Source organism: Variovorax sp. LARHSF232 (assembly GCF_052871435.1).
The window spans coordinates 60,462-85,872 of record NZ_JBIXJS010000003.1; the positions used below are offsets into that span (position 1 = coordinate 60,462).

General features: G+C 67.0%; 23 protein-coding genes and 1 riboswitch. Of the genes, 14 read left to right on the forward strand and 9 right to left on the reverse strand.

The window, feature by feature from the left end; genetic code table 11:
* Positions 1-14: 14 nt before the first annotated feature.
* Entirely contained in the window at positions 15-179 is a 165-nt protein-coding gene (locus tag ACIPRI_RS09170) for a hypothetical protein (protein ID WP_446621125.1), read from the forward strand.
* A 24-nt stretch (positions 180-203) separates the two neighbouring features.
* On the opposite strand, the gene ACIPRI_RS09175 is transcribed toward ACIPRI_RS09170, so the two are convergent.
* Positions 204-1,331: an ABC transporter substrate-binding protein gene (locus ACIPRI_RS09175; RefSeq protein WP_446621126.1), complete on the reverse strand. Its 1,128-nt coding sequence runs from the start codon at positions 1,329-1,331 to the stop codon at positions 204-206.
* 231 nt (positions 1,332-1,562) lie between these two features.
* Between ACIPRI_RS09175 and uvrA the strand changes: the two genes are divergently transcribed.
* From uvrA to ACIPRI_RS09190, 3 genes are all read left to right on the forward strand, one after another.
* Complete coding sequence (gene uvrA, locus ACIPRI_RS09180) at positions 1,563-7,385, forward strand: excinuclease ABC subunit UvrA (protein WP_446621688.1); 5,823 nt, start codon at positions 1,563-1,565, stop codon at positions 7,383-7,385.
* A gap of 98 nt (positions 7,386-7,483) precedes the next feature.
* Entirely contained in the window at positions 7,484-8,458 is a 975-nt protein-coding gene (locus ACIPRI_RS09185) for a Bug family tripartite tricarboxylate transporter substrate binding protein (RefSeq protein WP_446621127.1), read from the forward strand.
* 139 nt (positions 8,459-8,597) lie between these two features.
* Entirely contained in the window at positions 8,598-9,404 is an 807-nt protein-coding gene (locus ACIPRI_RS09190) for a DUF4399 domain-containing protein (protein ID WP_446621128.1), read from the forward strand.
* Between the two features lie 13 nt (positions 9,405-9,417).
* On the opposite strand, the gene ACIPRI_RS09195 is transcribed toward ACIPRI_RS09190, so the two are convergent.
* Positions 9,418-10,224, reverse strand: a complete 807-nt coding sequence (locus ACIPRI_RS09195; protein WP_446621689.1) for an HAD family hydrolase — start codon at positions 10,222-10,224, stop codon at positions 9,418-9,420.
* Positions 10,225-10,253: 29 nt separating this feature from the next.
* Entirely contained in the window at positions 10,254-11,882 is a 1,629-nt protein-coding gene (locus ACIPRI_RS09200) for a peptide chain release factor 3 (protein WP_446621129.1), read from the reverse strand.
* A gap of 114 nt (positions 11,883-11,996) precedes the next feature.
* A riboswitch (S-adenosyl-L-homocysteine riboswitch) is annotated at positions 11,997-12,065 on the forward strand.
* Positions 12,066-12,142: 77 nt separating this feature from the next.
* On the opposite strand from ACIPRI_RS09200, the gene ahcY reads away from it, so the two are divergent.
* From ahcY to ACIPRI_RS09220, 4 genes are read left to right on the forward strand one after another with little or no spacing between them, the layout of a single operon-like run.
* On the forward strand, positions 12,143-13,588 hold the full coding sequence (ahcY, locus tag ACIPRI_RS09205; RefSeq protein ID WP_446621130.1) for an adenosylhomocysteinase: 1,446 nt from the start codon (positions 12,143-12,145) through the stop codon (positions 13,586-13,588).
* 20 nt (positions 13,589-13,608) lie between these two features.
* Positions 13,609-14,367: a TlyA family RNA methyltransferase gene (locus tag ACIPRI_RS09210; protein WP_446621131.1), complete on the forward strand. Its 759-nt coding sequence runs from the start codon at positions 13,609-13,611 to the stop codon at positions 14,365-14,367.
* A 27-nt stretch (positions 14,368-14,394) separates the two neighbouring features.
* The gene (gene metF, locus ACIPRI_RS09215; protein WP_446621132.1) at positions 14,395-15,234 is read left to right on the forward strand and encodes a methylenetetrahydrofolate reductase [NAD(P)H]; all 840 of its coding nucleotides are present in this window, start codon (positions 14,395-14,397) and stop codon (positions 15,232-15,234) included.
* On the forward strand, positions 15,231-15,890 hold the full coding sequence (locus tag ACIPRI_RS09220) for a septal ring lytic transglycosylase RlpA family protein (protein WP_446621133.1): 660 nt from the start codon (positions 15,231-15,233) through the stop codon (positions 15,888-15,890). The genes metF and ACIPRI_RS09220 overlap by 4 nt, the downstream gene beginning before the upstream one ends.
* A 2-nt stretch (positions 15,891-15,892) precedes the next feature.
* On the opposite strand, the gene ACIPRI_RS09225 is transcribed toward ACIPRI_RS09220, so the two are convergent.
* Complete coding sequence (locus ACIPRI_RS09225) at positions 15,893-16,801, reverse strand: 23S rRNA (adenine(2030)-N(6))-methyltransferase RlmJ (protein ID WP_446621134.1); 909 nt, start codon at positions 16,799-16,801, stop codon at positions 15,893-15,895.
* 228 nt (positions 16,802-17,029) lie between these two features.
* Here ACIPRI_RS09225 and rplM point away from each other — a divergent pair, with 228 nt between their 5' ends.
* The 3 genes from rplM (at position 17,030) to erpA (ending at position 18,346) form a co-directional block, all read left to right on the forward strand.
* A complete protein-coding gene (gene rplM / locus ACIPRI_RS09230) occupies positions 17,030-17,458 on the forward strand; it encodes a 50S ribosomal protein L13 (protein WP_446621135.1) in 429 nt (142 codons plus the stop codon).
* Positions 17,459-17,470: 12 nt separating this feature from the next.
* The gene (gene rpsI / locus ACIPRI_RS09235) at positions 17,471-17,863 is read left to right on the forward strand and encodes a 30S ribosomal protein S9 (protein WP_446621136.1); all 393 of its coding nucleotides are present in this window, start codon (positions 17,471-17,473) and stop codon (positions 17,861-17,863) included.
* A gap of 117 nt (positions 17,864-17,980) precedes the next feature.
* The gene (gene erpA / locus ACIPRI_RS09240) at positions 17,981-18,346 is read left to right on the forward strand and encodes an iron-sulfur cluster insertion protein ErpA (RefSeq protein ID WP_446621137.1); all 366 of its coding nucleotides are present in this window, start codon (positions 17,981-17,983) and stop codon (positions 18,344-18,346) included.
* 60 nt (positions 18,347-18,406) lie between these two features.
* On the opposite strand, the gene ACIPRI_RS09245 is transcribed toward erpA, so the two are convergent.
* Together ACIPRI_RS09245 and ACIPRI_RS09250 are read right to left on the reverse strand one after the other, a co-directional pair.
* Positions 18,407-19,531, reverse strand: a complete 1,125-nt coding sequence (locus tag ACIPRI_RS09245; protein ID WP_446621138.1) for an anhydro-N-acetylmuramic acid kinase — start codon at positions 19,529-19,531, stop codon at positions 18,407-18,409.
* 52 nt (positions 19,532-19,583) lie between these two features.
* Positions 19,584-20,930 (reverse strand): peptidoglycan DD-metalloendopeptidase family protein, encoded by a 1,347-nt coding sequence (locus ACIPRI_RS09250; RefSeq protein WP_446621139.1) that lies wholly within the window; start codon positions 20,928-20,930, stop codon positions 19,584-19,586.
* A 186-nt stretch (positions 20,931-21,116) separates the two neighbouring features.
* On the opposite strand from ACIPRI_RS09250, the gene tyrS reads away from it, so the two are divergent.
* Entirely contained in the window at positions 21,117-22,352 is a 1,236-nt protein-coding gene (tyrS, locus tag ACIPRI_RS09255; RefSeq protein ID WP_446621140.1) for a tyrosine--tRNA ligase, read from the forward strand.
* A 6-nt stretch (positions 22,353-22,358) separates the two neighbouring features.
* On the opposite strand, the gene ACIPRI_RS09260 is transcribed toward tyrS, so the two are convergent.
* On the reverse strand, positions 22,359-22,970 hold the full coding sequence (locus ACIPRI_RS09260) for an OmpA family protein (RefSeq protein WP_446621141.1): 612 nt from the start codon (positions 22,968-22,970) through the stop codon (positions 22,359-22,361).
* Positions 22,967-23,452: a FecR family protein gene (locus ACIPRI_RS09265; protein ID WP_446621142.1), complete on the reverse strand. Its 486-nt coding sequence runs from the start codon at positions 23,450-23,452 to the stop codon at positions 22,967-22,969. The genes ACIPRI_RS09260 and ACIPRI_RS09265 overlap by 4 nt, the downstream gene beginning before the upstream one ends.
* Before the next feature lie 127 nt (positions 23,453-23,579).
* Between ACIPRI_RS09265 and ACIPRI_RS09270 the strand changes: the two genes are divergently transcribed.
* Complete coding sequence (locus ACIPRI_RS09270) at positions 23,580-24,527, forward strand: cation diffusion facilitator family transporter (protein WP_446621143.1); 948 nt, start codon at positions 23,580-23,582, stop codon at positions 24,525-24,527.
* Positions 24,524-24,964 (forward strand): D-aminoacyl-tRNA deacylase, encoded by a 441-nt coding sequence (dtd, locus tag ACIPRI_RS09275; protein ID WP_446621144.1) that lies wholly within the window; start codon positions 24,524-24,526, stop codon positions 24,962-24,964. Before ACIPRI_RS09270 ends, dtd begins: the two co-directional genes overlap by 4 nt.
* On the opposite strand, the gene ybeY is transcribed toward dtd, so the two are convergent.
* Positions 24,958-25,410, reverse strand: coding sequence for an rRNA maturation RNase YbeY (gene ybeY / locus ACIPRI_RS09280; protein ID WP_446621145.1), 453 nt, complete (start codon positions 25,408-25,410; stop codon positions 24,958-24,960). The two genes, dtd and ybeY, sit on opposite strands and share 7 nt — an antisense overlap.
* Position 25,411 lies beyond the last annotated feature (1 nt).

The window sequence follows — 25,411 nt, forward strand, 5'->3', positions numbered from 1 at the left end:
GGAGGATTCGCATCATGTGGAAGATCGCCATCGGCTTCGTCGCCTTCGCCGTCATTGCCCTGTTCGTCATCATGCAAGCCGGCGACAAGGTCGACATGTCCGGCGAGAAGCATGGGGGCGACACCGCCACCCATGCGCCCGCAACGCCGGCCCCGGCGATGGAACCGGCCGCCAAGTAAGGGCGGGGGACGAGAGACGGCTGCTCAGCGCTTGAAGCGGCCGTCGGAGATGATCGACAGGTCGGCGAAGTCGATGCCGCTGTGATCGGTGGGCGAATAGCTCAGGTCCAGGCCACCGCCCAGGTCGAATTGGCGGATGGTTTCCAGCGCCGTCACCACCTTTGCGCGCGTGGGCTTGGGGCCGGCGCGGCGCAGGCCCTCCACCAGCACCTTGGCCGAGGCAAAGCCTTCCAGCGAGGCGGGCGATAGCTCGTTCATGCCCTTGGCGCGGGCCATGGTCAGCGCTTCCTTCACCATGGCGTTGCCCATGGCGCGTTCGTTCGGGAAGACCTGGGTCACGATCACGCCCTTGCTGGATTCGCCCAGCTGCTTGATGAAGCCGCTGGAGGCATTGTTCGACAGGGTCACCACCTGCGCGGCCGAGCCGGCCGCGCGCAGCGCCTTCACGCCATCGACCACCACGGTGCCCGAGCCGATCCACAGCACCGCCTGCGCGTTTGCGGCCACCAGCTTGGGCACGATCGCGTTGTAGTCGGGCTTGTCGCGGTCGGCCGGCACCAGCACCGCCGGCTCCATCTTGGCCTTGGCAAAGCCCTTCTTCGCGCCTTCCAGCGCATCGGCGCCGAAGGAGTCGGTGACGTGGACCACGGCAATGCGGGTCATGCCCACGGTGCTCAGGTGATCCACCGCCTTTTCGGCTTCGCGCTGGTAGGTGGGGCGCACGTTGAACACGTGCTTGCGCAGCGGCTGGTGCAGCGCCATGGCGCCGGTCGAGGGCGCGATCAGCGCCACGCCGTGCTGGTCCAGCTGCGGGATGATGGCCTGCGTGTGGGGCGTGCCGCGGGTCATGAACATGGCCAGCACCTGCTTCTGCTCGATGAGTACCTTGGCGTTCTCGCCGGCGCGCTTCACGTCGAAGGCGTCGTCCATGCGCAGCACCTCGATCTTCTCGCCGTGGATGCCGCCTTGGGCATTGACCGCGTCGATCACCAGCTGGGCGCCGGCAATGGTCTCGTTCACGCTGGCGGCCACGGAGCCGCTCATGCCGGCCGTCTGGCCGATCAGCAACTGGGCCTGGGCCATGCCGCATGCGGCCAGGCATGCCAGGGTGAGGGCGGCGGCACGAATGCCGACGGTTCGCTTGGTGCGCATGTCTCTTCTTTCCAGGGGCCTTGAATTGGGGAGGCGTCATTGGTGCGCAAAGCAGCCGTGTGTCCGACCCGGGGAAACCCCCTGAGGGCTTTTTCGAGACACACATTTCGGACCTTTGCCACGAAAAGTCGCCCGAGGCAATTCCCTGCGCGGCGGCCAAGCACTCCGCGCATGGCAGGAGGCTGTCAGCCGGGGCTTCCTAGAATGTCCGCCCCACCCACCAAGGCACGCATGACACAGGGCTCCATCCGGATTCGCGGCGCACGCCAGCACAACCTTCGCAACCTTGACCTCGACATCCGCACCGGCGAGCTGACGGTGGTCACGGGGCCCAGCGGCTCGGGCAAGTCCAGCCTGGTGTTCGACACGCTGTTCGCCGAAGGGCAGCGGCGCTATGTCGAGACCTTCTCGGCCTACGCGCGCCAGTTCCTGGATCGCATGGACAAGCCTGCGGTGGACAAGGTCGAAGGCGTGCCGCCGGCCATCGCCATCGACCAGACCAACCCGGTGCGCTCCTCGCGCTCCACGGTGGGCACGATGACGGAGCTCAACGATCACCTGAAGCTGCTGTTTGCCCGCGCCGGCCAGCTGTTCGACCGCGAGACGGCGCTGGCGGTGCGGCACGATTCGCCCGATTCCATCTATGCCGAGCTGGCGGCCCGTGCCGCCGCCAACGGCGATCCGCGCGTGGTGTTGACCTTCCCGGTGGAGCTGCCGGCCGGCACCAGCGCCGAGGAAGTCGAGCAGTGGCTGTCGGCCAGCGGCTTCACGCGCGTGCAGGCCGAGCGCGAAGTCGCCACGCCGACCGGGCCGCGCAAGATGCTGGACGTGGTGGCCGACCGCTTCCGCATGTCGAGCGCCGAGCGGGCGCGGGTGATCGAGGCGGTCGAGGTCGCGATCAAGCGGGGCGCTGGCAAGCTCACGGTGTATGCCTTGGCGGCGGACGAACAGCAGCAGCCTGAGATCTGGAAGTTCTCCACCGGCCTGCATTGCCCCGAGAGCGACATCCGCTATGCGGACCCACTGCCCTCGATGTTCTCTTTCAACTCGGCGGTGGGCGCCTGCGAGACCTGCCGCGGCTTCGGCCGCGTCATCGGCGTCGACATGGGCCTGGTGATTCCCAACGACAGGCTCACCTTGCGTGCCGGTGCCATCAAGCCGATCCAGACCCCGGCCTGGAAAGAGGCGCAGGACGACCTCATGCGCCATGCCGAGGCCGCCGGCATCCCGCGCGACACGCCCTGGATCAAGCTCACGCCCGAGCAGCAGCACTGGGTGATCGAGGGCTCGCCCAACTGGAAGGGCAAGTGGAACCAGCAGTGGTATGGCGTGCGCCGCTTCTTCGGCTACCTGGAGAGCAAGGCCTACAAGATGCACATCCGCGTGCTCTTGTCCAAATACCGCAGCTACACGCCGTGCCCGGTCTGCGGCGGCGCGCGCCTCAAGCTGGAAAGCCTGTTGTGGCGCATCGGCAGCAAGGACGACGCGGACGCGGTACGGCCGCCGGCGCAACGCTTCATGCCGGTGGGCGCCAAGTGGTCGCGTGAACAGCTCGAGGCGCTGCCGGGCCTCGGCCTGCACGACCTGATGCTGCTGCCCATCGAGCGGCTGCGCCAGTTCTTCGACCGGATGCAGCCGCCCGCCAACGGCCCGGCCACCGGCGAGAAGCAGGCGCTCAAGCTCCTGTTCGAGGAGATCACCACGCGGCTGCGCTATCTGCATGACGTGGGCATCGGCTACCTCACGCTCGATCGGCAAAGCCGCACCCTCAGCGGCGGCGAGGTGCAGCGCATCAACCTGACCACCGCCCTGGGCACCTCGCTGGTCAACACCCTGTTCGTGCTGGACGAACCCAGCATCGGCCTGCATCCGCGCGACATGAACCGGATCACCGAGGCCATGCTGCGCCTGCGCGATGCCGGCAACACGCTGGTGGTGGTGGAGCACGACCCGGCCGTGATGCTGGCGGCCGACCGCATCATCGACATGGGCCCCGGCCCCGGCGTGCGCGGCGGCGAGATCGTGTTCGACGGCGACACGCACGCCTTGCGCAGCGCCGACACGCTCACCGGCGCCTACCTGGGCGGGCGCAAGACCATCGGCATGGGCTTCAAGCGGCCAGTGGGCGATGCCACGCCGCGCCTCATCCTGGAAGGCGCGCGCCAGCACAATTTGAAGAACGTGACGGTGGAGCTGCCGTTGCAACGCCTGGTGTGCGTCACCGGCGTCAGCGGCTCGGGCAAATCGACGCTGATCCAGGACGTTCTGGCGCCGGCCCTGATGCGCCACTTCGGCAAGGCCACCGAGACGCCCGGCGCGCACGACCGGCTTCTCGGCGCGGATCATCTGAGCGACGTGGTGTTCGTCGACCAGTCACCGATCGGCAAGACGGCGCGCTCCAACCCAGCCAGCTATGTGGGGGCCTGGGACGCGATCCGCGAGATCTTCGCCACGGCCACCTTGTCGAAGCAGCGTGGCTACACCGGCTCCAAGTTCAGCTTCAACAGCGGCGACGGGCGTTGCCCCACCTGCGGCGGCTCCGGCTTCGAGCATGTGGAAATGCAGTTCCTGTCGGACGTGTACCTGCGCTGCCCGGACTGCGACGGCAAGCGCTACCGCCCCGAGATTCTGGAGGTGACGGTGGAGCGCGGCGGCCGCACGCTCAACGTGGCCGACGTGCTGGAGCTGACCGTGGCGGAGGCGCTGGCGCTGTTCGGCGCCGGGCCGCCCCAAGCCGAACAAGCCCCCCCGGGGGGCAGCGACCCGCGCAGCGGCGGAGCGTGGGGGCCAAAGTTCAATGACCGCGAGGTGCAGCGCGTGCTGCAGCCCATCGTCGACGTCGGCCTGGACTACGTGAAGCTGGGGCAGCCGGTGCCGACGCTCAGCGGCGGCGAGGCGCAGCGCCTGAAGCTGGCCGGCTTCCTGGCCGAGGCGGCCAAGAACGGCTCGGCCAGCAAACAGCCGCTGGCGCGCAAGGGCACCCTGTTCCTGTTCGACGAGCCGACCACCGGCCTGCACTTCGACGACATCGCGCGGCTGATGCGCGCGCTGCGCAAGCTCCTGGATGCCGGCCACTCGCTGGTGGTGATCGAGCACAACCTGGACGTGATCCGCGCCAGCGACTGGCTGATCGACCTGGGTCCCGAGGGCGGCGACGGCGGCGGCCAGATCGTGGCCGAGGGCACGCCCGAGCAGGTGCGCGAGAACGGCGCGTCGCTCACCGGCGCTGCGCTGGCGGACTACGAATCGACCATCGGCCCCGGTGCCTTCAAGGTGGCGGAAAAGGTGCTGCGCAACTATGCCGGCCATGCGCTGCCGGCGCCCGGGCGCGACGCCATCGAGATCGTGCATGCGCGCGAGCACAACCTGAAGAACCTGTCGGTGAGCATCCCGCGCGGCAAGTTCAGCGTGGTGACCGGCGTCAGCGGGTCGGGCAAGTCGACGCTGGCCTTCGACATCCTGTTCAACGAGGGCCAGCGGCGCTACCTGGAATCGCTCAATGCCTATGCGCGCTCCATCGTGCAGCCGGCCGGCCGGCCCGAGGTGGATGCGGTCTACGGCATTCCGCCCACGGTGGCGATCGAGCAGCGCCTGTCGCGCGGCGGCCGCAAGAGCACGGTGGGCACCACCACCGAGGTCTGGCACTTCCTGCGCCTGTTGTTCGTGAAGCTGGGCGTGCAGCACTGCATCCACGACGACACGCCGGTGCAGCCGCAGACGCCGGACAGCATCGCTGCGCAGATCCTGAAGAACTTCAAGGGCCAGCACGTGGGCCTGCTGGCGCCGCTGGTGAGCAACCGCAAGGGCGTCTACACCGAGTTGGCCGACTGGGCGCGGCCGCGCGGCTACACGCACCTGCGGGTGGATGGCGCCTTCCTGCCCACCACCAACTTCCCGCGCATCGACCGCTTCAAGGAGCACAGCATCGAGCTGCCGGTGGCCAGCCTGGACGTGCTGCCGGCCCATGAGCTGCAGTTGCGCGAATCGCTGGCCAAGGCGCTGGAGCATGGCAAAGGCGTGGTGCATGTGATGAGCGAGCTCACTGGCCTGCGCGCCGCCATGATGGCCGGCGTGGCGACCGACGGCATCGGCCGCGCGCATGTGTATTCCACCCTGCGCGCCTGCCCGGTGTGCGCCACCAGCTACGCCGAGCTGGACCCGCGCCTGTTCAGCTACAACAGCAAGCATGGTTGGTGCCCCGACTGCGTCGGCACCGGCGTCAAGCTCAGCAAGGAGCAGCGCAAGGTGTTCGACGACTCGGTGCTCGCCGACGACCAGCGTGGTCGCGAGCAGACCTTTGCCGAGCCGGAGCTGGAAGACGTTGGCGACGCGGCCTGCCCGGGCTGCGCGGGCACGCGCCTGAATGCCACCGCGCGTGCGGTGCGCTTTGGCGGTTCGCACAACCCTGGTCATGGCGGCGTTGGCATTACCGAGCTGGCGCGCATGAGCGTGTCGGACATCCGCGCCTGGTTCGAGACGCTGTCCTTGAGCGGCCGCGAGGCCGACATCGCGCGCGACCTGGTGCCGGAAATCAAGAGCCGGCTCGAATTCCTGGAAGAGGTGGGCCTGGGCTATCTGACGCTGGACCGCGGCGCGCCCACCTTGTCGGGTGGCGAGGCGCAGCGCATTCGCCTGGCGGCGCAGCTCGGCAGCAACCTGCAGGGCGTGTGCTACGTGCTGGACGAGCCCACCATCGGCCTGCATGCGCGCGACAACCAGATCCTGCTCGATGCCCTGCACAAGCTGGGCGACAAGGGCAACACGCTGGTGGTGGTCGAGCATGACGAAGACACCATCCGCCGCGCCGACCACGTGATCGACATCGGCCCCAGCGCCGGCAAGCGCGGCGGCCGCGTGGTGGCCCAGGGTTCGCTGGCCGACATCCAGGCGTCCGAGGAATCGCTCACCGGCCGCTACCTGCGCGACGCCATCCGCCATCCGCTGCATGCGCGCCGCCCGGTGCTACCCGCCGGTGCGCAGGGCGAGGGCGCCACGACGTGGCTCACGGTGCGCGGCGCCGACATGCACAACCTGAAGAAGGTGACGGCCAGCGTGCCGCTGCAGCGCCTGGTGGGCATCACCGGCGTCAGCGGATCCGGCAAGTCGACCCTGGCGCGCGACGTGCTGCTGGCCAACGTGCAGGCCATCGTGCAGCAGCGCATGACCAAGGCCGGGCGCGACGCAGATGCGGCCGGCAAGCGGCCGGCATGGACCGGCTGCAGGGCGGTCGAAGGCTATGAAGGCATCGACCGTGTGCTGGAAGTGGACCAGACGCCGATCGGCAAGACGCCGCGCAGCTGCCCCGCCACCTACATCGGCTTCTGGGACACCATCCGCAAGCTCTTTGCCGACACGCTGGAAGCCAAGGCGCGCGGCTACGGCCCGGGGCGCTTTTCCTTCAACACCGGCGAGGGCCGTTGCCCGGTGTGCGAAGGCGCGGGCGTGCGCACCATCGAGATGAGCTTCCTGCCAGACGTGAAGGTGCCTTGCGAGGCCTGCCACGGCGCGCGCTTCAATCCCGAGACGCTGGCGGTGAGCTGGCGCGGCAAGAGCATCGGGGACGTGTTGCAGATGGAGGTGGACGAGGCGGTGGAGTTCTTCGCCAGCATGCCCAACATCAGCCATCCGCTGAAGCTCCTGGAGGACGTGGGCCTGGGCTACCTCACACTGGGCCAGCCTTCGCCCACGCTGTCGGGCGGCGAGGCGCAGCGCATCAAACTGGTGACGGAATTGAGCAAGGTGCGCGACGACGTCACGCGCCGCGGCAACAAGGCGCCGCACACCTTGTATGTGCTGGACGAGCCGACGGTGGGCCTGCACATGGCCGATGTCGAGAAGCTGATCCACGTTTTGCACCGCCTGGTGAACGGCGGCCACAGCGTGATGGTGATCGAGCACGACCTCGATCTCGTCGCCGAAGCCGACTGGATCATCGACCTGGGGCCGGAGGGCGGCAACGGCGGCGGCCAGATCGTGGCCGCGGCGCCGCCGGAAGAAGTCGTGAGGCTGGGCACCCACACCGGCCAGGCGCTGGCGCGGGTGCTGGGGCGGTAAGCGCGCAGCGGGTCGCCTGCGTGACCCGCTGCGGGTGAGCACGTATTGCCGGCGCGGCGAGGGGACGGCTCAATCAGGCGCCTATCCAAGGAGGCTTCATGTTTCGACGTTCTCTCGTTGGCGCCGCGGCGCTTGCCATTGTTGGCCTGACCGCGCCCACGCTCACTCTGGCCCAGGCCTTTCCCGCCAAGCCCATCAAGCTGGTGATCGCCTTCCCGGCCGGCGGCCCAACCGACATCACCATGCGTCAGCTGGCCGACAACGCCAGCAAGGTGCTTGGCCAGCCGGTGGTGGTGGAAAACAAGCCCGGCGCCGGCGGCACCCTGCCGGCGCAGGCGCTGCAGACCGTGCAGCCGGACGGCTACACCATCGCCCAGATACCGCTGGGGGTGTTTCGCATCGGCTACACGACCAAGGTCAACTGGGACCCGATCAAGGACATCAGCTACGTCATCAACGTCACCGGCTATGCCTTCGGCATGGTGGTGCCCAGCGACAGCCCGATCAAGAACTGGAAGGACTTCGTCGACTACGCGAAGGCCAACCCGGGCAAGCTGACCTACGGTTCCACCGGCAACCTGACCAGCCCGCACCTGACCACCGAACTGCTGGCGCAGCGGGCCGGCATCCAGCTGCAACACGTGCCGTACAAGGGCAACGCCGACCTGATGCAGGCGATCGTGGGCGGGCACCTGATGGCTGCCTCCGACAGCACCGGCTGGGCCCCGCAGGTGGAGGCCGGCAAGCTGCGCGTGATCAACACCTGGGGCGAGAAGCGCCTGCCCAAGTTCCCCGACGCGCCCACGCTCAAGGAGCTGGGCTACGACATCGTGCAAAACTCGCCCTTCGGCATCGGCGCACCCAAGGGCACGCCGCCCGAGGTGGTGAAGAAGCTGCACGACGCCTTCAAGCAGGCGATGGAAGAGCCCAGCTACGTGGCCGCCCTGGGCCGCTACGACATGATCCCGATCTACATGAGCTCGGCCCAGTACACCGCCTTCGCGCAGGACACCATGCAGCGCGAGAAGGTGCTGATCGAAAAGCTGGGCTTGGCCAAGCCCCCGACCAATTGAGGACGACAAATCGCCTGGCGCGCAAGCCCCAGGCGATGTAAGTTTTAGGTTGTAAGTCTCGGTAACAATTCAGGCTCTTATTGAAAGGGCCTGTATGTCTTCACGCGCTCCGTCGCTCCGCCACATTTCGCGGCCGCTCTTGGTCGCCGCTGCCTTTTTCGGCATGCTGGCGGCGGGCGCATTGCAGGCCCAGACGCTGGTGGCGCAGGACGGGGCCGCCCGCGGCGAACTGGCCGACCATCCCTGGGTGGTGCCGCCGCCCAGCTGGTCGCCCGAGGCCTACTTCAGCAACCTGAAGGACGGCGCCACGCTCGAGACGCCTTTTGTCGCGCGCTTCGGCCTGTCGATGCGTGGCATCGTGCCGGCCGGCAAGACCGCCGGCAAAGCCGGGCACCACCACCTGCTGATCAACCAGCCGCTGCCGCTGGACTTCAAGAAGCCGCTGCCTTTCACCGACCAGTACATCCATTTCGGCAAGGGCCAGATGGAGACCGTGGTCGACCTGCCGCCCGGCAGCTACACCATGCGCCTGGTGCTGGCGGATCAAGGGCACATCCCTTACTTTGTCTACAGCAAGCCGCTGCGCTTCACCGTGAGCAAGCAGAACAAGGGTGTGAGCGCGGCCAGCGTGCAGGGCGAGCCGCGGCTGGAGGTGCTCAACCCGGCTGACCGGGCCGCGGTGCAACTGCCGCTGCGGGTGCAGCTGCATGCGAGCGGCTACAACGTCTCGCATGCCGGGCCCAGGGTGGCGGGCACCGGGCATTTCCGCCTGACGCTGGAGCGGCCGGGCCAGAAGGCGGAAGTGATCGAGCTCGATGGCGGCCAGACCGAGCTCTGGCTCAATCCGCCCAAGGGCGAATACAGCGCCAAGGTGGAGCTGATCAGCAATGCCGAAGCCGGCAAGGCCATGGCGCGTGCCAGGCCGGTTGCGTTCAGCGTGCCCTGACGCGCTGCGGTGCTCAGCGCGCGGCCAGAATGGCGCGTGCGACTTCGGCAAAGCCGGCGCCGCGCTCGCTCGGCGTCACGTAGCGCGGCAACTGCGACAGCTGCGGCACGAAGCGCGCGATGTTGGCCACGCCGATGCTGTGGGGCAGGGCCTGGAACATCAGCGCGTCGTTGGTGGAGTCGCCCACGTAGGCCCAGCGATCCAGCTCCGCATCCAGACTGCGCTGCCACAATTCGCGCACGATCCAGCGTGCGCCTTCCAGCTTGTTGTGCTCGCCATACCAGCCGTTGACGTGGATGCTGCTCACGGTGGCGTGCATGCCGGCGTGGCGCATGGCCAGCACCACCTTGTCGATCTGCGCGTCGGAGAGCTGCGCGAACTCGCTGTGGTCGACCGCGATGTCGCATTCGCGCCCGGCCGAATCCTCCGCGCGCCGCGCGCCGGGAATGTCCTTTTCGATCTGCACCAGCACCTGCTGCATGCGCGCATGGTTTTCGATGCGAGTCGCTTCGTCCTGCTGGTACAGGCGCCGCAGCGCGCGATGGCCCTGTGCATCCCGCGCGCCGGTGGGCACCAGCGCCATCGCTCCGTTTTCCGGCACGATGGCGTCGACCGGCCAGGTGGCGGCAAAGGCCTCGCTCCAGCCTACCGGCCGACCGGTGATGGCCACCACGTGCAGGCCGGCCGCCTTCAGCGTGCGCAAGGCTTCCACCGTCTCGGGCGGCACCTGGCCGTCGGTGCTGAGCGTGTCGTCGATGTCGGTAAACACGCCCAACAAGGCGCGGCGCTCATGCGCCGGCCAGTCGGCCAGCGGCGCCATGGGGCCGGCAGCGCTGCTCACGTGCGCCGTCATGCCGCGCTTTGCAGCGCCAAGCCGGCGTGCTCGCGCAGCGGGTGGAAGTGGATCTTGGGAAAGCGCTCCTGCGCGAGGCGCACGTCGTAGGGGCTGGTGCACAGGTAGGCCAGCGTGTCGGCGGCATCCAGCGCCATGCGCTGCGGATAGGCGTTGACGAACTCGCGCAGTTCGGCCGGCGTGTCGGCGGTGATCCAGCGCGCGCCGGTGTACTGGCAGCCTTCCAGGCGCACGTCGGCGTCGTACTCGGTCTTCAGGCGGTGCTGCACCACTTCGAATTGCAGCTGGCCGACGGCGCCCAAGAGCATCGGGCCGCCGACTTCGGGCTTGAAGACCTGGATCGCGCCTTCCTCGCCCAGCTGCGCCAGGCCCTGCTGCAACTGCTTGGTGCGCAGCGGGTTCTTCAGGATCACGGTCATGAAGAGCTCTGGCGCAAAGAAGGGCAGGCCTGTGAACTGCAGCGAGGCACCGTCGGTGATGGTGTCGCCCAGTTGCACGCCGCCGTGCGTGGTGAAGCCGACGATATCGCCCGCATAGGCCTCCTCGACCGCCTCGCGGCGCTGGCTCATGAAGGTGACGACGCTGGTGGGGCGCAGCTCTTTTGCCGTGCGCTGCACCTTGAGCTTCATGCCCGGCGTGTATTTGCCCGAGGCCATGCGAACGAAGGCGATGCGGTCGCGGTGGTTGGCGTCCATGTTGGCCTGAACCTTGAACACCACGCCGGCAAAGTCCTTGTCCTCGGGCTGGATCTCCTTGACCACCGGCTGGCGGTTCACCAGCGTCGTGCTGGTGCGCGGCTGCGGCGGCGGGGCCAGGTCGACCAGGGCATCGAGCACTTCCATCACGCCGAAGTTGTTGACGCCCGAGCCGAAGAACACGGGCGTCTGCTTGCCGGCCAGGAAGGCTTCCTTGTCCCAGGTGGGCGAGGCGCCGGTGGCCAGCTCCATGCTTTCCATGGCGGCGTCGAACTCGCTGCCGAAGCGGGCCCTGAGCTTGTCGGTCTCGGTGAGCGCAATTGCTTCGAAGTCCTGCGGGCGGCGCTCGCTGCCGGACTCGAACACCGTCATGGTCTGCGTGCGCAGGTTGATGATGCCGCCGAAGCTCTTGCCCTGGCCCACCGGCCAGGTCATGGGCACGCAGGGCATGCCCAGCTCGCGTTCAACCTCGTCGAGGATGTCGAGTGGCTCGCGCACTTCGCGGTCCATCTTGTTGACGAAGGTGAGGATGGGCGTGTCGCGCTGGCGGCAGACCTCGATCAGGCGGCGGGTCTGTGCTTCCACGCCGTTGGCCGCGTCGATCACCATCAGTGCCGAGTCAACGGCGGTGAGCACGCGGTAGGTGTCTTCCGAGAAGTCCTTGTGGCCGGGCGTGTCGAGCAGGTTGATCACGTGGTCGCGATACACCATCTGCATCACCGACGAGGCCACCGAGATCCCGCGCTGCTTCTCGATTTCCATCCAGTCCGACGTGGCATGGCGCGAAGCCTTGCGTGCCTTGACCGAGCCGGCGATCTGGATCGCGCCCGAGAACAGCAGCAGCTTCTCGGTCAGCGTGGTCTTGCCGGCGTCGGGGTGGGAAATGATCGCGAAGGTGCGACGGCGGCGGGTTTCGGAGGCGTAGGACATGGCGGGTGGGCGCGGCTGGTGGCCAGAATAGCGCTGCGCGCTCATGGGCGCGCTCAGGGCTTGGCGGGCAAAGCCCGTAATTTTACCGGGCCGGACGAAGCGTTAAAATGCGCGCTTCCGAGGAGCGTTGCAGCGCCCGTCAGGCGTGAGGCTCGGACCCCATCGCAACCACGCTCACCCGCTGTTCTCTGTCGCGGTGAGTTATCTGATTCCCCCCGATCGACGCAGCGGACTCGTTCAAACTTGTTTTGGAGCCCGTCATGAGCGCAATTCTCAAAGCCCAACCCACCCCTGTTTCCACCGTCGACCAGGCGATCGCCGACCTGTCCCTTGCCGCCTGGGGCCGCAAGGAAATCAAGATCGCCGAAACCGAAATGCCTGGCCTGATGGCCATTCGCGACGAGTTCGCGAAGACCCAGCCGCTCAAGGGCGCGCGCATCACCGGCTCGCTGCACATGACGATCCAGACCGCGGTGCTGATCGAGACCTTGCAGGCCCTGGGCGCCACGGTGCGCTGGGCCTCGTGCAACATCTTCTCGACGCAGGACCACGCCGCTGCCGCCATCGCCGCTGCCGGCACGCCAGTGTTCGCCATCAAGGGCGAGACGCTGGAGGACTACTGGAACTACACGCACTCGATCTTCGACTTCGGCCCCAAGGGCTCGAAGGGCGAAGGCCCGAACATGATCCTGGACGACGGCGGCGACGCCACGCTCTTGATGCACCTGGGCCAGAAGGCCGAGAAGGACCAGAGCGTGCTGGCCAATCCGACCAGCGAAGAAGAGCGCATCCTCTACGCCGCCATCAAGGCCAAGCTGGCCGTCGACGGCACCTGGTACACCCGCAAGTCGGCCGAGATCATCGGCGTGACCGAAGAGACCACCACCGGCGTGCACCGCCTGAACGAGATGTCGGCCAAGGGCACCTTGCTGTTCCGTGCCATCAACGTGAACGACTCGGTGACCAAGAGCAAGTTCGACAACCTGTACGGTTGCCGCGAGTCGCTGGTGGACGGCATCAAGCGCGCCACCGACGTGATGATCGCCGGCAAGGTGGCCTGCGTGGCCGGCTATGGCGACGTGGGCAAGGGCTCGGCGCAGGCGCTGCGCGCCCTGTCGGCCCAGGTGTGGGTGACCGAGATCGACCCGATCAACGCGCTGCAGGCCGCGATGGAAGGCTACCGCGTGGTCACCATGGAATATGCCGCCGACAAGGCCGACATCTTCGTGACCACCACCGGCAACAAGGACGTCATCACGCACGACCACATGGCCGCCATGAAGGACCAGGCGATCGTCTGCAACATCGGCCACTTCGACAACGAGATCGAGGTCGCCTCGCTCGAGAAGTACGAGTGGGACGAGATCAAGCCGCAGGTCGACCACGTGATCTTCCCCAACGGCAAGCGCATCATCCTCTTGGCCAAGGGCCGCCTGGTGAACCTGGGCTGCGGCACGGGCCACCCGAGCTACGTGATGAGCTCGTCCTTTGCCAACCAGACCATCGCGCAGATCGAGCTGTTCACGCGTCCCGACGCCTACCAGGCCGGCAAGGTCTATGTGCTGCCCAAGCACCTCGACGAAAAGGTCGCGCGCCTGCAGCTGTCCAAGCTGGGCGCCCAGCTGACGGTGCTGACGGACGCGCAGGCGGCCTACATCGGCGTGGACAAGAACGGCCCGTACAAGCCGGACAGCTACCGCTACTGATCGGCCGGCACGTCTTCAACGTGCGCGCAGACCAGTTGCTCGTCGAACGCGGGCTGGCCGCATCCCGCTCCCAGGCGGCGCGCCTGATCGCGGGCGGGCTGCGTTGGCGACTGCCTGGCGATGCCGCATGGCGCGAGGTGGCCAAGAACGGCGAGGACCTGCCCGAAATGGCGCAGCTCGAACTGGTCGACACGGCCGAGGTGCGCTACGTCTCGCGCGGCGGCCTCAAGCTGGAAGGCGCTTTGCGCGCCAGCGGCGTGAACGCCAAGGGCAAACGTTGCCTGGATGTCGGCCAGTCGACCGGCGGCTTCACCGATTGCCTGTTGCAGCACGGCGCGGCACGGGTGGTGGGCGTGGATGTGGGCCATGGCCAGCTGAACGCACGCCTCGCCGGCGATGCGCGCGTGTTGGCGATGGAGAAGATCAATGCCCGCGCGCTGGGCGCACAGGATCTGGTGGCGGCTGGCGATAGCAGCGAGCCCTTCGATCTGATCGTGGGCGACTTGTCCTTCATCTCGCTCACGCTGGTGCTGCCGGCCCTGGTGCCGCTGCTGGCGCCGGCCGGCGAATTGCTGATGCTGGTCAAGCCGCAGTTTGAACTGCAGCCGGGCCAGATCGGCAAGGGCGGCATCGTGCGCGACGCGGCGCTGTACGCGCAGGTCGAGCACCGCGTGCGCGAGGCTTTCGATGCACTGGGCCTCGCGGTGGCCGGCTGGCACGACAGTGCCATCGTCGGCGGCGATGGCAATCGTGAGTTTTTCGTTCATGCTGTCCGCTAGCGGCAGCGAGATTTTCAGGAGACCCCCGTGGCTCTTCCCTTGAGCTTTGAGTTCTTTCCGACCAAGACGCCCGAAGGCTCGGTCAAGCTGCGCGCGGTGCGCCAGCAGCTGTATGCCATGAAGCCGGAGTTTTGCTCCGTCACCTACGGCGCGGGCGGCTCCACGCACGACGGCACCTTTGGCGCGGTGCGCGAGATCCTGGCGGAAGGCTCGGACGCAGCCTGCCATTTCTCCTGCATCGGCGCCACGCGCGCCACCGTGCGCGAGCAACTGGGCGAACTGCAGGCCATGGGCGTGAAGCGCCTGGTGGCACTGCGCGGCGACCTGCCCAGCGGCTACGGCGCGGGTGGCGAATTTCTCTACGCCAGCGACCTGGTGCGCTTCATCCGCGAAGAGACCGGGCGCGCTTTTCACATCGAGGTGGCCTGCTACCCCGAGGTGCATCCGCAGGCGCGTTCGCCCAAGGATGACCTGCAGGCCTTTGCGACCAAGGTGCGTGCTGGCGCCGATTCGGCCATCACGCAGTACTTCTTCAGCCCCGACGCCTACTTTCGCTTTGTCGATGAGGTGCGGGCGCTGGGCCTGGACGTGCCGATCGTGCCCGGCATCATGCCGATCACCAGTTCGACCCAGCTGATGCGCTTCTCCGATGCCTGTGGCGCCGAGATCCCGCGCTGGGTGCGGTTGCGGCTGCAGAGCTTTGGCGACGACATCGAGTCGATCAAGGCCTTTGGCCTCGACGTGGTGGCGCAGCTGTGCGAACACCTCGTTGCCGCCGGCGCGCCGGCGCTGCACTTCTACACCATGAACCAGGCGGTCGCCACTTTGGGCGTGCTGCAGCGACTCGGTTGGAAGCCGCAGGCATGAGTTTTTTAGGGCGCTGCGTCCGCCTGGCCGCAGCGCCACTGGCCACGGCGCTGCTGCTGAGCGCCTGCGGCCTCCCGGGTCCGCAAGGCGCGGGGGACGAGTTGCGGCCCTTGTCGCGACAGCCGGGCGTGCCTTCCGGCGCGCCCCGCTCGCGCGTGCCTTCGATCAACTACGAGTTGACGAGCCCCGACGAGCCGGACGATGGCGTGCCCGGCGACCAGGCCAGCCGCGAGGTGTTCCAGCGCGGCGGCGCTTCCTGGTATGGCATCCAGTTTCACCAGAAGAAGACCGCCAACGGCGAGCGCTTCGACATGGGTGCCATGACGGCCGCGCACAGGACCCTGCCTTTCAATTCCCGGGTGTGCGTGCGCAGCCTGGTCAACGGCAAGGAAGTGCTGGTGCGCATCAACGATCGCGGGCCCTACGCCAGCGGCCGCATCATCGACCTCAGCCGTGCCGCGGCCGAGGAGCTGGACATGATCGGCCTGGGCATCAAGCAGGTGGCCTTGTTGATCATCGACCAGGACGGCATGCGCTGCGCCGGCGAAACAGTGGGGCCGCCGCCGCCCAGCACCGTGGCGCCGGGTGGTAATGGCAATTCGAAATCCGAGTCGGGCCGCAAGAAGACGCCGGTGAAGCCGCGGCAGCGGCGCTGAATTCAGCCGCCGGCGTCGAGCGCGAAGGCCGCGTTGCGGTCCTGCCCGAGGATGGCCACCAGCTGCGGCAGCGCCTCGGCCAGCTGGGCCTTCAAGGTGAAGGGCGGATTGACCAGGAACATGCCGCTGGCCGGCAGGCCGGGCCGGCGTGATTCGCCGGTAGGTGTCGTCAGGATCTTGCTCGACTTCACCGTCAGGCTGGCGTTCAGCCAGGGCTTGCCCGCCTTGGTGGCCATCGTCTTGAGGCGGCGCGGCAGATCGTGCGCCTCGGGCCGCGGAATGATCGGGTACCAGACCGCGTAGGTGCCGGTGGCAAAGCGCTTGAGCGCCTCGGCGATGAAATCGAGCACGCGGCCGTAGTCGGTCTTCATCTCGTAGCTCGGGTCACACAGCACCAGCGCGCGGCGCGAAGGCGGCGGCAGGAACTTGGTGGCACTGCCGAAGCCGTCCTCGCGCAACACTGCGATCTGGCGGCCAGCTTCCAGTTGCTCAATGTTGGCGGCCAGGGTGCGCCAATCGGTGGGATGCAGCTCGAACAGCTTGAGCTTGTCGTGGTCGCGCAGCAGATGGTGCGTGATGAAGGGCGAGCCGGGATAGATGCGGGCGCTGGTCTTGCCGGGGTTGAAGTCGCCCACCACCGTGTCGATGTAGCGCTGCAGGACCGGCGCCATCACTTCCGGGGCGCCAGGCGAGCCCTTGCTGGCCAGGAGGCGCATGATGCCTTGCGTGGCTTCGCCGCTGGCGCCGGCGTAGTCGCCGTCCAGCCGGTACAGGCCGGCGCCGGCGTGGGTGTCGACCACCGTCAGGGCGGTCTCTTTTTCGAGCAGGTAGTCCAGTGTGGCGATCAGCACCGTGTGCTTGAGCACATCGGCGTGATTCCCGGCATGGAAGGCGTGGCGGTAGCTGAACATGGGGGCGATTGTGGGGCCTCCTGGGCGCTTCGGCCGAGGATTAGCCAAAAGTAGGCGTGCTGGCTATAATGGAGGGCTTCGCAGCGCTTTTGTGGTCCCGCGGCGAAGCCGCTTGAAGTGCTCCGAGAGGTGCTCGGCTTCAAGCAAATCCCACCTAAGAGGTTCCCAACAGAGGAACACCGACCGTGGAAAAGGGCCCGCCAAACCACCTCCTTTCAAGGAAATCTCATGTCTACGTTCAGCGCAAAACCCGCTGACGTGAAGCACGAGTGGTTTGTGATTGACGCGACCGACAAGGTCCTCGGACGAGTAGCCAGCGAAGTTGCTCTCCGTTTGCGCGGCAAACACAAGGCCATTTACACGCCTCACGTCGATACCGGCGATTTCATCGTCATCATCAACGCCGCGCAGTTGCGCGTCACCGGCGCCAAGTCCCTGGACAAGGTGTACTACCGTCACTCGGGCTACCCGGGCGGTATCACGGCGACGTCCTTCCGCGACATGCAATCCAAGCATCCGGGCCGCGCCCTGGAAAAGGCCGTCAAGGGCATGCTGCCCAAGGGCCCGCTGGGTTACGCCATGATCAAGAAACTCAAGGTGTACGGTGGTGCAGAGCACCCGCACGCCGCCCAACAGCCCAAAGTGCTGGAACTGTAAGGAGCCTTGAGAATGATTGGTGAATGGAACAATGGCACCGGCCGTCGCAAATCCAGCGTCGCCCGCGTGTTTCTGAAAAAAGGCACCGGCAAGATCACGGTCAACGGCAAGGCCATCGAAGAATTCTTCGGCCGCCAGACCTCGATCATGATTGCCAAGCAGCCGCTGTACCTCACGGGCAATGTTGAAGCTTTCGACATCCAGGTGAACGTCCACGGCGGCGGCGAATCCGGCCAGGCCGGTGCGACCCGTCACGGCATCACCCGCGCGCTGATCGACTACGACGCGAACCTCAAGCCGGTGCTGAGCCAGGCTGGTTTCGTCACCCGCGACGCCCGCGAGGTCGAGCGTAAGAAGGTCGGTCTGCATTCCGCACGTCGCCGCAAGCAGTTCTCGAAGCGTTAAGCCTCTTGGGTTGCCAGCAAAAGACCGCCTTCGGGCGGTTTTTTGTTGTTTGCAGTAGCATTCACCCATTGGTCGCCTTTCCAATAGTGCGGCCTCCTTCCATAGGAGTTCTCTTCAATGAGCGCCGTCGCCGAAAACGTCCAGACCCAGATGCCCGAGCCGATCCTCTTCACCGACAGCGCGGCCGCCAAGGTGGCCGACCTGATCGCCGAAGAAGGCAACCCAGACCTCAAGCTGCGCGTGTTCGTGCAGGGCGGGGGCTGCTCGGGCTTCCAGTACGGCTTCACCTTCGATGAAGTCACCAACGAAGACGACACCACCATGACCAAGAATGGTGTGTCGCTGCTGATCGACGCCATGAGCTACCAGTACCTGGTGGGCGCCGAGATCGACTACAAGGAAGATCTGCAGGGTGCCCAGTTCGTGATCAAGAATCCGAACGCCACCAGCACCTGCGGCTGCGGCTCGAGCTTCTCGGCCTGAGCATCAACAGACCCAAAAAAGCCGCCCTCGGGCGGCTTTTCCTTTTTGCGGCTTCGCCGTTCATTGCGCGGGGTAGATCGCGCCCAAGGTGCGCTGGCCGCGGGCGCCGGTCACGCTGGGGAGGTTGCCTGGCTGGCGCTTGACCGCCGCGTGGGCCAGCCAGGCAAAGGCGGCCGCCTCCACCTCCAGCGGGGGCAGCCCGCGCTGGGCGGAAGACAAGACCTGCACGCCGGGCAGGTGGGCGGCAAGGCGTTCCATCAGGTGCGTGTTCAGGGCACCGCCGCCGCACACCACCAATTGACCGATGCTGTTGCCATGGCGCTGGACGCCGGCGGCGCAAACGCTGGCGGTCAGCTCGGCCAGAGTGGCCTGCACGTCTGCCGGCTGGGCCTGCAGGCCCAGCAGATGCGACGCCAGCCAGGCCGGGTTGAACAGGTCGCGCCCGGTGCTTTTGGGCGGGTTTCGTGCGAAGAAGGGCTCGGCCAGCAGGCTGCCCAGAAGGTCGGCCAGCACGTGTCCGCTGGCGGCCCATTGGCCGCCGGCGTCGTAGGGATGGCCCAGATGGCTTTGGCACCAGTGGTCGAGCAGGGCATTGCCAGGACCGCAGTCGAAGCCGAGCACGGTGCCGTCGGGGTCCGTGCCGGCCGGCAGCAGGCTCAGGTTGGAAATGCCGCCGATATTCAGCACCCCGACTGCCATTTCAGGACGAGAGAACAGCGCCTGGTGGAAGGCCGGCACCAGCGGTGCGCCTTGGCCGCCAGCCGCCAGGTCGCGCGTGCGGAAGTCAGCAACCACATCAATGCCGCTCAGCTCGGCCAGCAGGGCCGGGTTGTTGAGCTGCAAGGTGTAGCCGACTTCGTCGAATTCGAGCGGGCGATGCCGAACCGTCTGGCCGTGGGCCCCGATGGCCACCACCGAACCCGGGGCCACGCCGGCGGCGGCCAGCAGATCGGCCGTCAGCCCGGCATAGACACGCGCCAGCGCATTGGCCGACAAGGCGGCGCGGTGCAGTTCGTCGGTGCCGCCGGGTGTGTTGAGCGCCAGCAGTTCGGCCCGCAGCGCCGCCGGGAAAGGGCAGCTTGCGTGGCCCAGCACGGCAATGCCGGCGTTGGAAAAGTCGGCCAGTACTGCATCGGCCCCGTCGAGCGAGGTGCCGGACATCAGGCCAACGTAGAGCTCAGCCATGGTGGAGCGACGCGCGCTTCTTCATGCGAAGGGGCGCGCGCCGTGCGCCTTCTCAGTTGGCGCTGGCCTGCAGCACCGTCGAGGCGGCCGACAGCTCGCTGCGAACGGAAAGCGCCACGCGGTTGAATGCGGTGCGCGCCGCGGCGCTGATCGGCTGGCCGCCTTGCTGCTGGGCGAGGGTGGATGGATCGCGGAATTCACCGTTCACGCGAAACTCGAAATGCAGGTGCGGTCCGGTGGCCCAGCCGGTGGAACCGACGGCGCCGATGAACTGGCCCTGGTTGACGCTCTGGCCCTCCCGAACGTCGACGCGGCTCAGGTGCGCGTAGGCCGTGCTCTGGTTGTTGCGGTGATTGATGATGACGATGTTGCCGTAGCCGGACTGCCGGCCGGCGAAATCGACCACGCCGTCACCGACGCTGCGCACCGCGGTGCCGGAGGCGGCGGCGAAGTCGATGCCCTTGTGCTGGCGCCAGTCGTGCGCGATGGGATGCATGCGCATCGCAAAGCCGCTGGAGATGCGCGAGTACTGGACCGGCGAGGCGAGGAAAGCGCGGCGCAGGCTCTCGCCGTTGGGCCGGTAGTAGCCGCCTTTTTGCCCGGGTTCCTGGAACCACATGGCCTGATGCGTCTTGCCGCCCGACTCGAACTCGGCAGCCAGCACGCGGCCGGTGCGCAAGGTCTGGCCTTCGGAATCGAAGGTCTCGTAGACCACCGCGAAGCGGTCGCCCCTTTGCAGGGCGCGGAAATCGACGTCGCCCGAGAAGACGTCCGCAAGCTGGCTGGCCACGGCATCCGGGATGTTCGCCGCATCGGTGGCGGCGAAGAAAGAGCTGCGCACCACGCCGCTGGCCAGGCGCGAAGAGGTGGTCAAGCTTTCCGATTCGGCCCGAACGGTGAAGGCGGGGCCGATACGTTCCACCGTCACGCGCTGCAGGCCGCCTTCGCCGTCGGGAATGAAGCGGGCGCTCAGGCGCTCCAGGCGGCTGTCTTGCGTGGCTTCGGCGGTGATGGTGCGGCCGGGGCGGCTGAGCAGGGCGGCACGTGCCTGGGCATTCGAGCGCACGAAGGCGGCGGCATCGTCGTCGGCAATGCCCAGCCGGCGCAGGAGTGCTTCGGTGGTATCGCTGGCGCGCGTCTGCTCGCTGCGGAACAAGGTGAAGCTGAAGGCGTCCAGTGCCTCGGTCTGGGCCTCGATGGGGTGGGGCGCCACCAGCTCGAGTACCTGCTTGACCGGCAGGTCGGATGCATCGGGGAGTGAAGCGACGGCGAACGCGCCGCCACCGGCGCACAGCAGCAGGGCGGCAATGGCTGCCGTGATCTGCCGCGGGTAGGTTCGCACGGCGCTGGCCACACGAGAGGCGAGCAACTCTTCGGCGGCGAGAATACCGTTGATCAACTTGAAGAATCCAGAAAACTGTTTTATCGGCGAGTCCGCAAGCAAGTTTGCGGCCCGGCCTGCAGGCTGCCGGCGCGGTAGCGCTCAGGGACGAGGGGCGCCGCTTAGAATCCAGCGCTCCAAGATTAACGGGCGAGTATAGCTTTGGCCATAGTGAAAACGGCCAGTACTTTACGTAACAGTCAAATGAAGGCCGATTCCCAACCAAAGCCAACCGTTTCCGACGCGGTAGCGCGCGCGCTGCAGATTTCCCTGCGCGGCGTGGACGAGCTCCTGCCCCAGGATGAGTGGCTGCGCAAGCTGCAGCGCTCCGAATCCACCGGCACCCCGCTGCGCATCAAACTGGGGCTGGATCCGACGGCGCCTGACATTCATGTCGGTCATACCGTGGTTCTTAACAAAATGCGTCAGCTGCAGGACCTGGGCCACACGGTGATTTTCCTGATCGGAGACTTCACCTCCATGATCGGAGATCCGTCCGGGCGAAATACCACCCGTCCGCCGCTGACCAAGGAGCAGATCGCGGCCAACGCCGAGACCTACTACCGGCAGGCCAGCCTGGTGCTGGACCCGGCCAAGACCGAGATTCGTTACAACTCCGAGTGGAGTGACCCGTTGGGCGCCCGCGGAATGATCCAGCTGGCCGCCAAGTACACGGTGGCGCGCATGATGGAACGCGACGACTTTCACAAGCGCTTCAAGGCCGGACAGTCGATTTCGGTGCATGAGTTCCTGTACCCACTGATGCAGGGTTACGACTCGGTGGCCCTCAAGTCCGACCTGGAGCTGGGCGGCACCGACCAGAAGTTCAACCTGCTCATGGGCCGGCACCTGCAGCAGGAATACGGGCAGGAGCCGCAGTGCATCCTGACCATGCCGCTCCTGGAAGGGCTCGATGGCGTCGAGAAGATGTCCAAGAGCAAGAACAACTACATCGGCATCAGCGAGGCGCCGAACGCCATGTTCGCCAAGGTGCTGTCGATCTCCGACACGCTGATGTGGCGCTGGTACACGCTCTTGAGCTTCAAGTCGATCGAAGAGATTGCCGCGCTCAAGGCGGAGGTGGAGGCCGGGCGCAATCCCAAGGACGCCAAGGTGGCGCTGGCCAAGGAAATCACCAGCCGCTTTCACGGCGCCGCGGCGGCCGAAGCTGCCGAGCAGGATTTCATCAACCGCAGCAAGGGTGGCGTGCCGGACGAGATCGCGGCCGTCAGCCTGTCGGGCGCGCCGCTGGGCATTGCCCAGTTGCTCAAGCAGGCCGGGCTGGCGTCTTCCACCTCCGAGGGCAACCGCCTGATCGACGGCGGCGGCGTGCGGGTCGACCAGGTCGTGATCAGCGACAAGGGTCTCAAGCTGCCGGCCGGCACCTATGTCGTGCAGGTGGGCAAGCGCAAGTTCGCCCGCGTGACCCTCGGCGCCTGACTTCTTTCAGCGCACCACGATCACCACGCGCCGGTTGCGCGGCTCGCTCACGTCATCGGCAGTTGGCACCGCCAGTTCGCGTTCGCCGCGGCCGACGGCTTCGATGCGCTCCACCGGGAAGCCGCGCTGCACCAGCAGCTGCTTGATTTCTTCTGCGCGGCGCAGTGCCAGTTCATCGTTCTGCTGCAACGCGCCCAGGCTGTCGGTGTGCCCGGTGACGGTGATGTCGGCGCCGCTGCGTGCCAGCGCTGCCGCAACCACGCCATCCAGGGCCTGCTGCGACTCGGGCGTCAGTTCCGTGCCGCCTTCGACGAAGTACAAGTCGAAGCGCTGCGGCTTGGGCGGCACCAGCTCGAACAGCCGCTTGTTCTCTTCTCGCAGCTTGACCGGATCGGCCTGGTCCAGGGTGGGTGCTTCGGTGCTGCCGACCAGCGCGGTGGCGCGCTGGTAGGGCTGCGACACCAGCTGTTCGCCGCCGCCCTTCGCCCGCACGACCACGGCCGAGTCCGAGCCATCTTCCTGCGGCAGCAGGACGACGCGGGTACCGGGCGATGCGCAGCCCGCCAGCACGGCAGCCGCGATGACCAGGCCAGCAAGGAGTGATCGGCGACCGGTCACACTTTGTCGTCCGCCTTGACGATGAAGTCGGTGCCGCGAATGCCGATGGTTGCGGTCTGCGTGTCGACACGAATCGCATCGGGATTCTTCTTGCCGATGAGGCCAGTGATCATGCGCATGGAGCCGCGCAGCAAGGCGATGAAGACGCCGCCGTCCTGCGTGGTGGAATCGAAGCGGAACGCCTTCAGGTCCAGCCGCGACGAGGGCCCCACCACGATCATCGTGCCGTCGCGCAGCACCACGCTGGCGCCGCTGTCCTTGTCGGTCTCGACTCGGTCCGCCGGCGCCACGGGGTCGCCGGCCTTGACGGGGCGCGTGACGCCTGCGGCGTTGACCACGTTGACCTTGCCTTCCACCGACTTGATGAAGCCTGCATGGCCTTCGAAGGCGGCAGTGCTGGCACGGGTTGGCGGCGTGATCGTGGCGGTGCTTTGTGCAATGGCGCCGGTCCCCACCAGCAGTGCAATTGCGAAAACGCTCAAGCTTTTCTTTGTCACTTTTTTGTGTACTCCTTAAGCATTCTCTTCCTCCGGTGGGCGAATGTTACGTCAATCACTTGGCAGGCCGGCCGTGATAATTACCGGGCATTCATACCCGCGCCATCACACCGTGCCTCTCGATCTCAAGTCAACCGGCAGACTCGTTCCCTTGACGCCGAGGGCTCTGCTTCGGCTGTCGATCGCCGTTGCTTTGGTAACCATCGTCTTAAAGAGTTTCGCGGGCTATGTGACGAATTCCATGGGTTTGATCTCGGATGCCATGGAATCTTTCGTGAACCTGGCCAGTGCTGGTTTCGCGCTGGCCATGGTCACGGTCGCATCACGTCCGGCCGATGAGGGGCATCCCTACGGACACCACAAGGCCGAGTACTTTTCATCGGGCTTCGAAGGCATCCTGATCATTGGCGCGGCCGCCGCCATCATCTGGTTCGCGGTGCTGCGCCTGCTGCGGCCGGAGCCGCTGGAGCAACTGGGCTGGGGTGCCGTCCTGTCGGTCCTCAGCTCGGTCTTCAACGGCGCGCTGGCCTGGCTGCTCTTCAAGGCTGCGCACACGCATCGCTCCATCGCGCTCGAGGCCGACGCGCGGCATCTGATGACGGACGTGTGGACCTCGATCGGCGTGCTCGCGGGCGTGGGGGCGGTGGCACTCAGCGGCTGGTTGTGGCTCGACCCGCTGATCGCCATCGCGGTCGGTCTCAACATCCTGCGCGAAGGCTTCAAGCTGGTGTGGCGCTCTTCGCAAGGCCTGATGGACCAGGCGCTCGATCCGGCATCGCTGGCGGCGCTGCAGGCCGCGCTGGACCGCTTCAAGGCCCAGGCGCCCGACGGCGATCGCCTGCGCTTCGACGACATCGCGACGCGCCGCGCCGGCCAGCGCCGCTTTGCCGACCTGCACATGCATGTGCCCGGCGAATGGACCCTGCAGCGTGCCGCCGGCCTGCGCGATGGCGTGGAGCAGGCGCTGATGGATGCGGTGCCGGGCCTGCGCGTGACGATCCAGCTGCTGCCCCTCGGCATGGAAGCGCGCGCCGTCCTGATGGAGCCGCACGCGTCATGAGGGCGCTGGTGCAGCGCGTGCGCCAGGCGCGCGTGGAAATCGAAGGCGAGGTGGTCGGCGCGATCGAGGCGGGCCTGCTGGTGCTGCTGTGCGCCGAGCGCGGCGACGGCGAGCTGCAGGCCGATCGGCTGCTGGCCAAGCTCTTGAAGCTGCGCATCTTCCCGGACGAGGCCGGCAAGATGAACCGCAGCGTGCAGGACACCGGCGGCGGCCTCCTGATCGTCAGCCAGTTCACGCTGGCCGCCGACCTCGGTGCCGGCAACCGGCCCAGCTTCACCGGCGCCGCGGCCCCGGACGAAGGACGGCGCCTGTACGACTACTTCGTCGCAAAGGCCAGGGCCGCGTACCCCGTGGTGGCCACCGGCGTCTTTGCCGCCGACATGCAGGTGCACTTGGTGAACGACGGACCGGTCACCATCCCCATGCAGATTCAGTAGGGGTTGCGGATGCCCAGCCCGGCCAGGATGGCGATCTCGCGCGCCTCCATCTCCTGGGCGTCCTCTTCGCTCGTCTCGTGATCCCAACCCTGGGCATGCAAGGTGCCGTGCACCAGCAGGTGCGCATAGTGCGCCGCCAGCGTCTTGCGCTGCTCCTTTGCCTCGCGCGCCACCACCGGCGCGCACAGCACCAGGTCGGCCATCACCATCGGCTCCTGCACGTAGTCGAAGGTCAGCACGTTGGTGGCGTAGTCCTTGCCGCGGAACTCGCGGTTCAGCCGCTGGCCTTCCTCGGCGTCGACGATGCGCACGGTGATCTCGGCGTCGCGCTCCAACGAATGGCGGATCCAGCGCGTGACGCTGTGGCGCGGCAGGGCGGCGCGGTGCCGCGCCAGTTGGTCGAAGCGGCCGAACTGCAGCGACAGGGAAAGAGTGCAAAGCGCCATC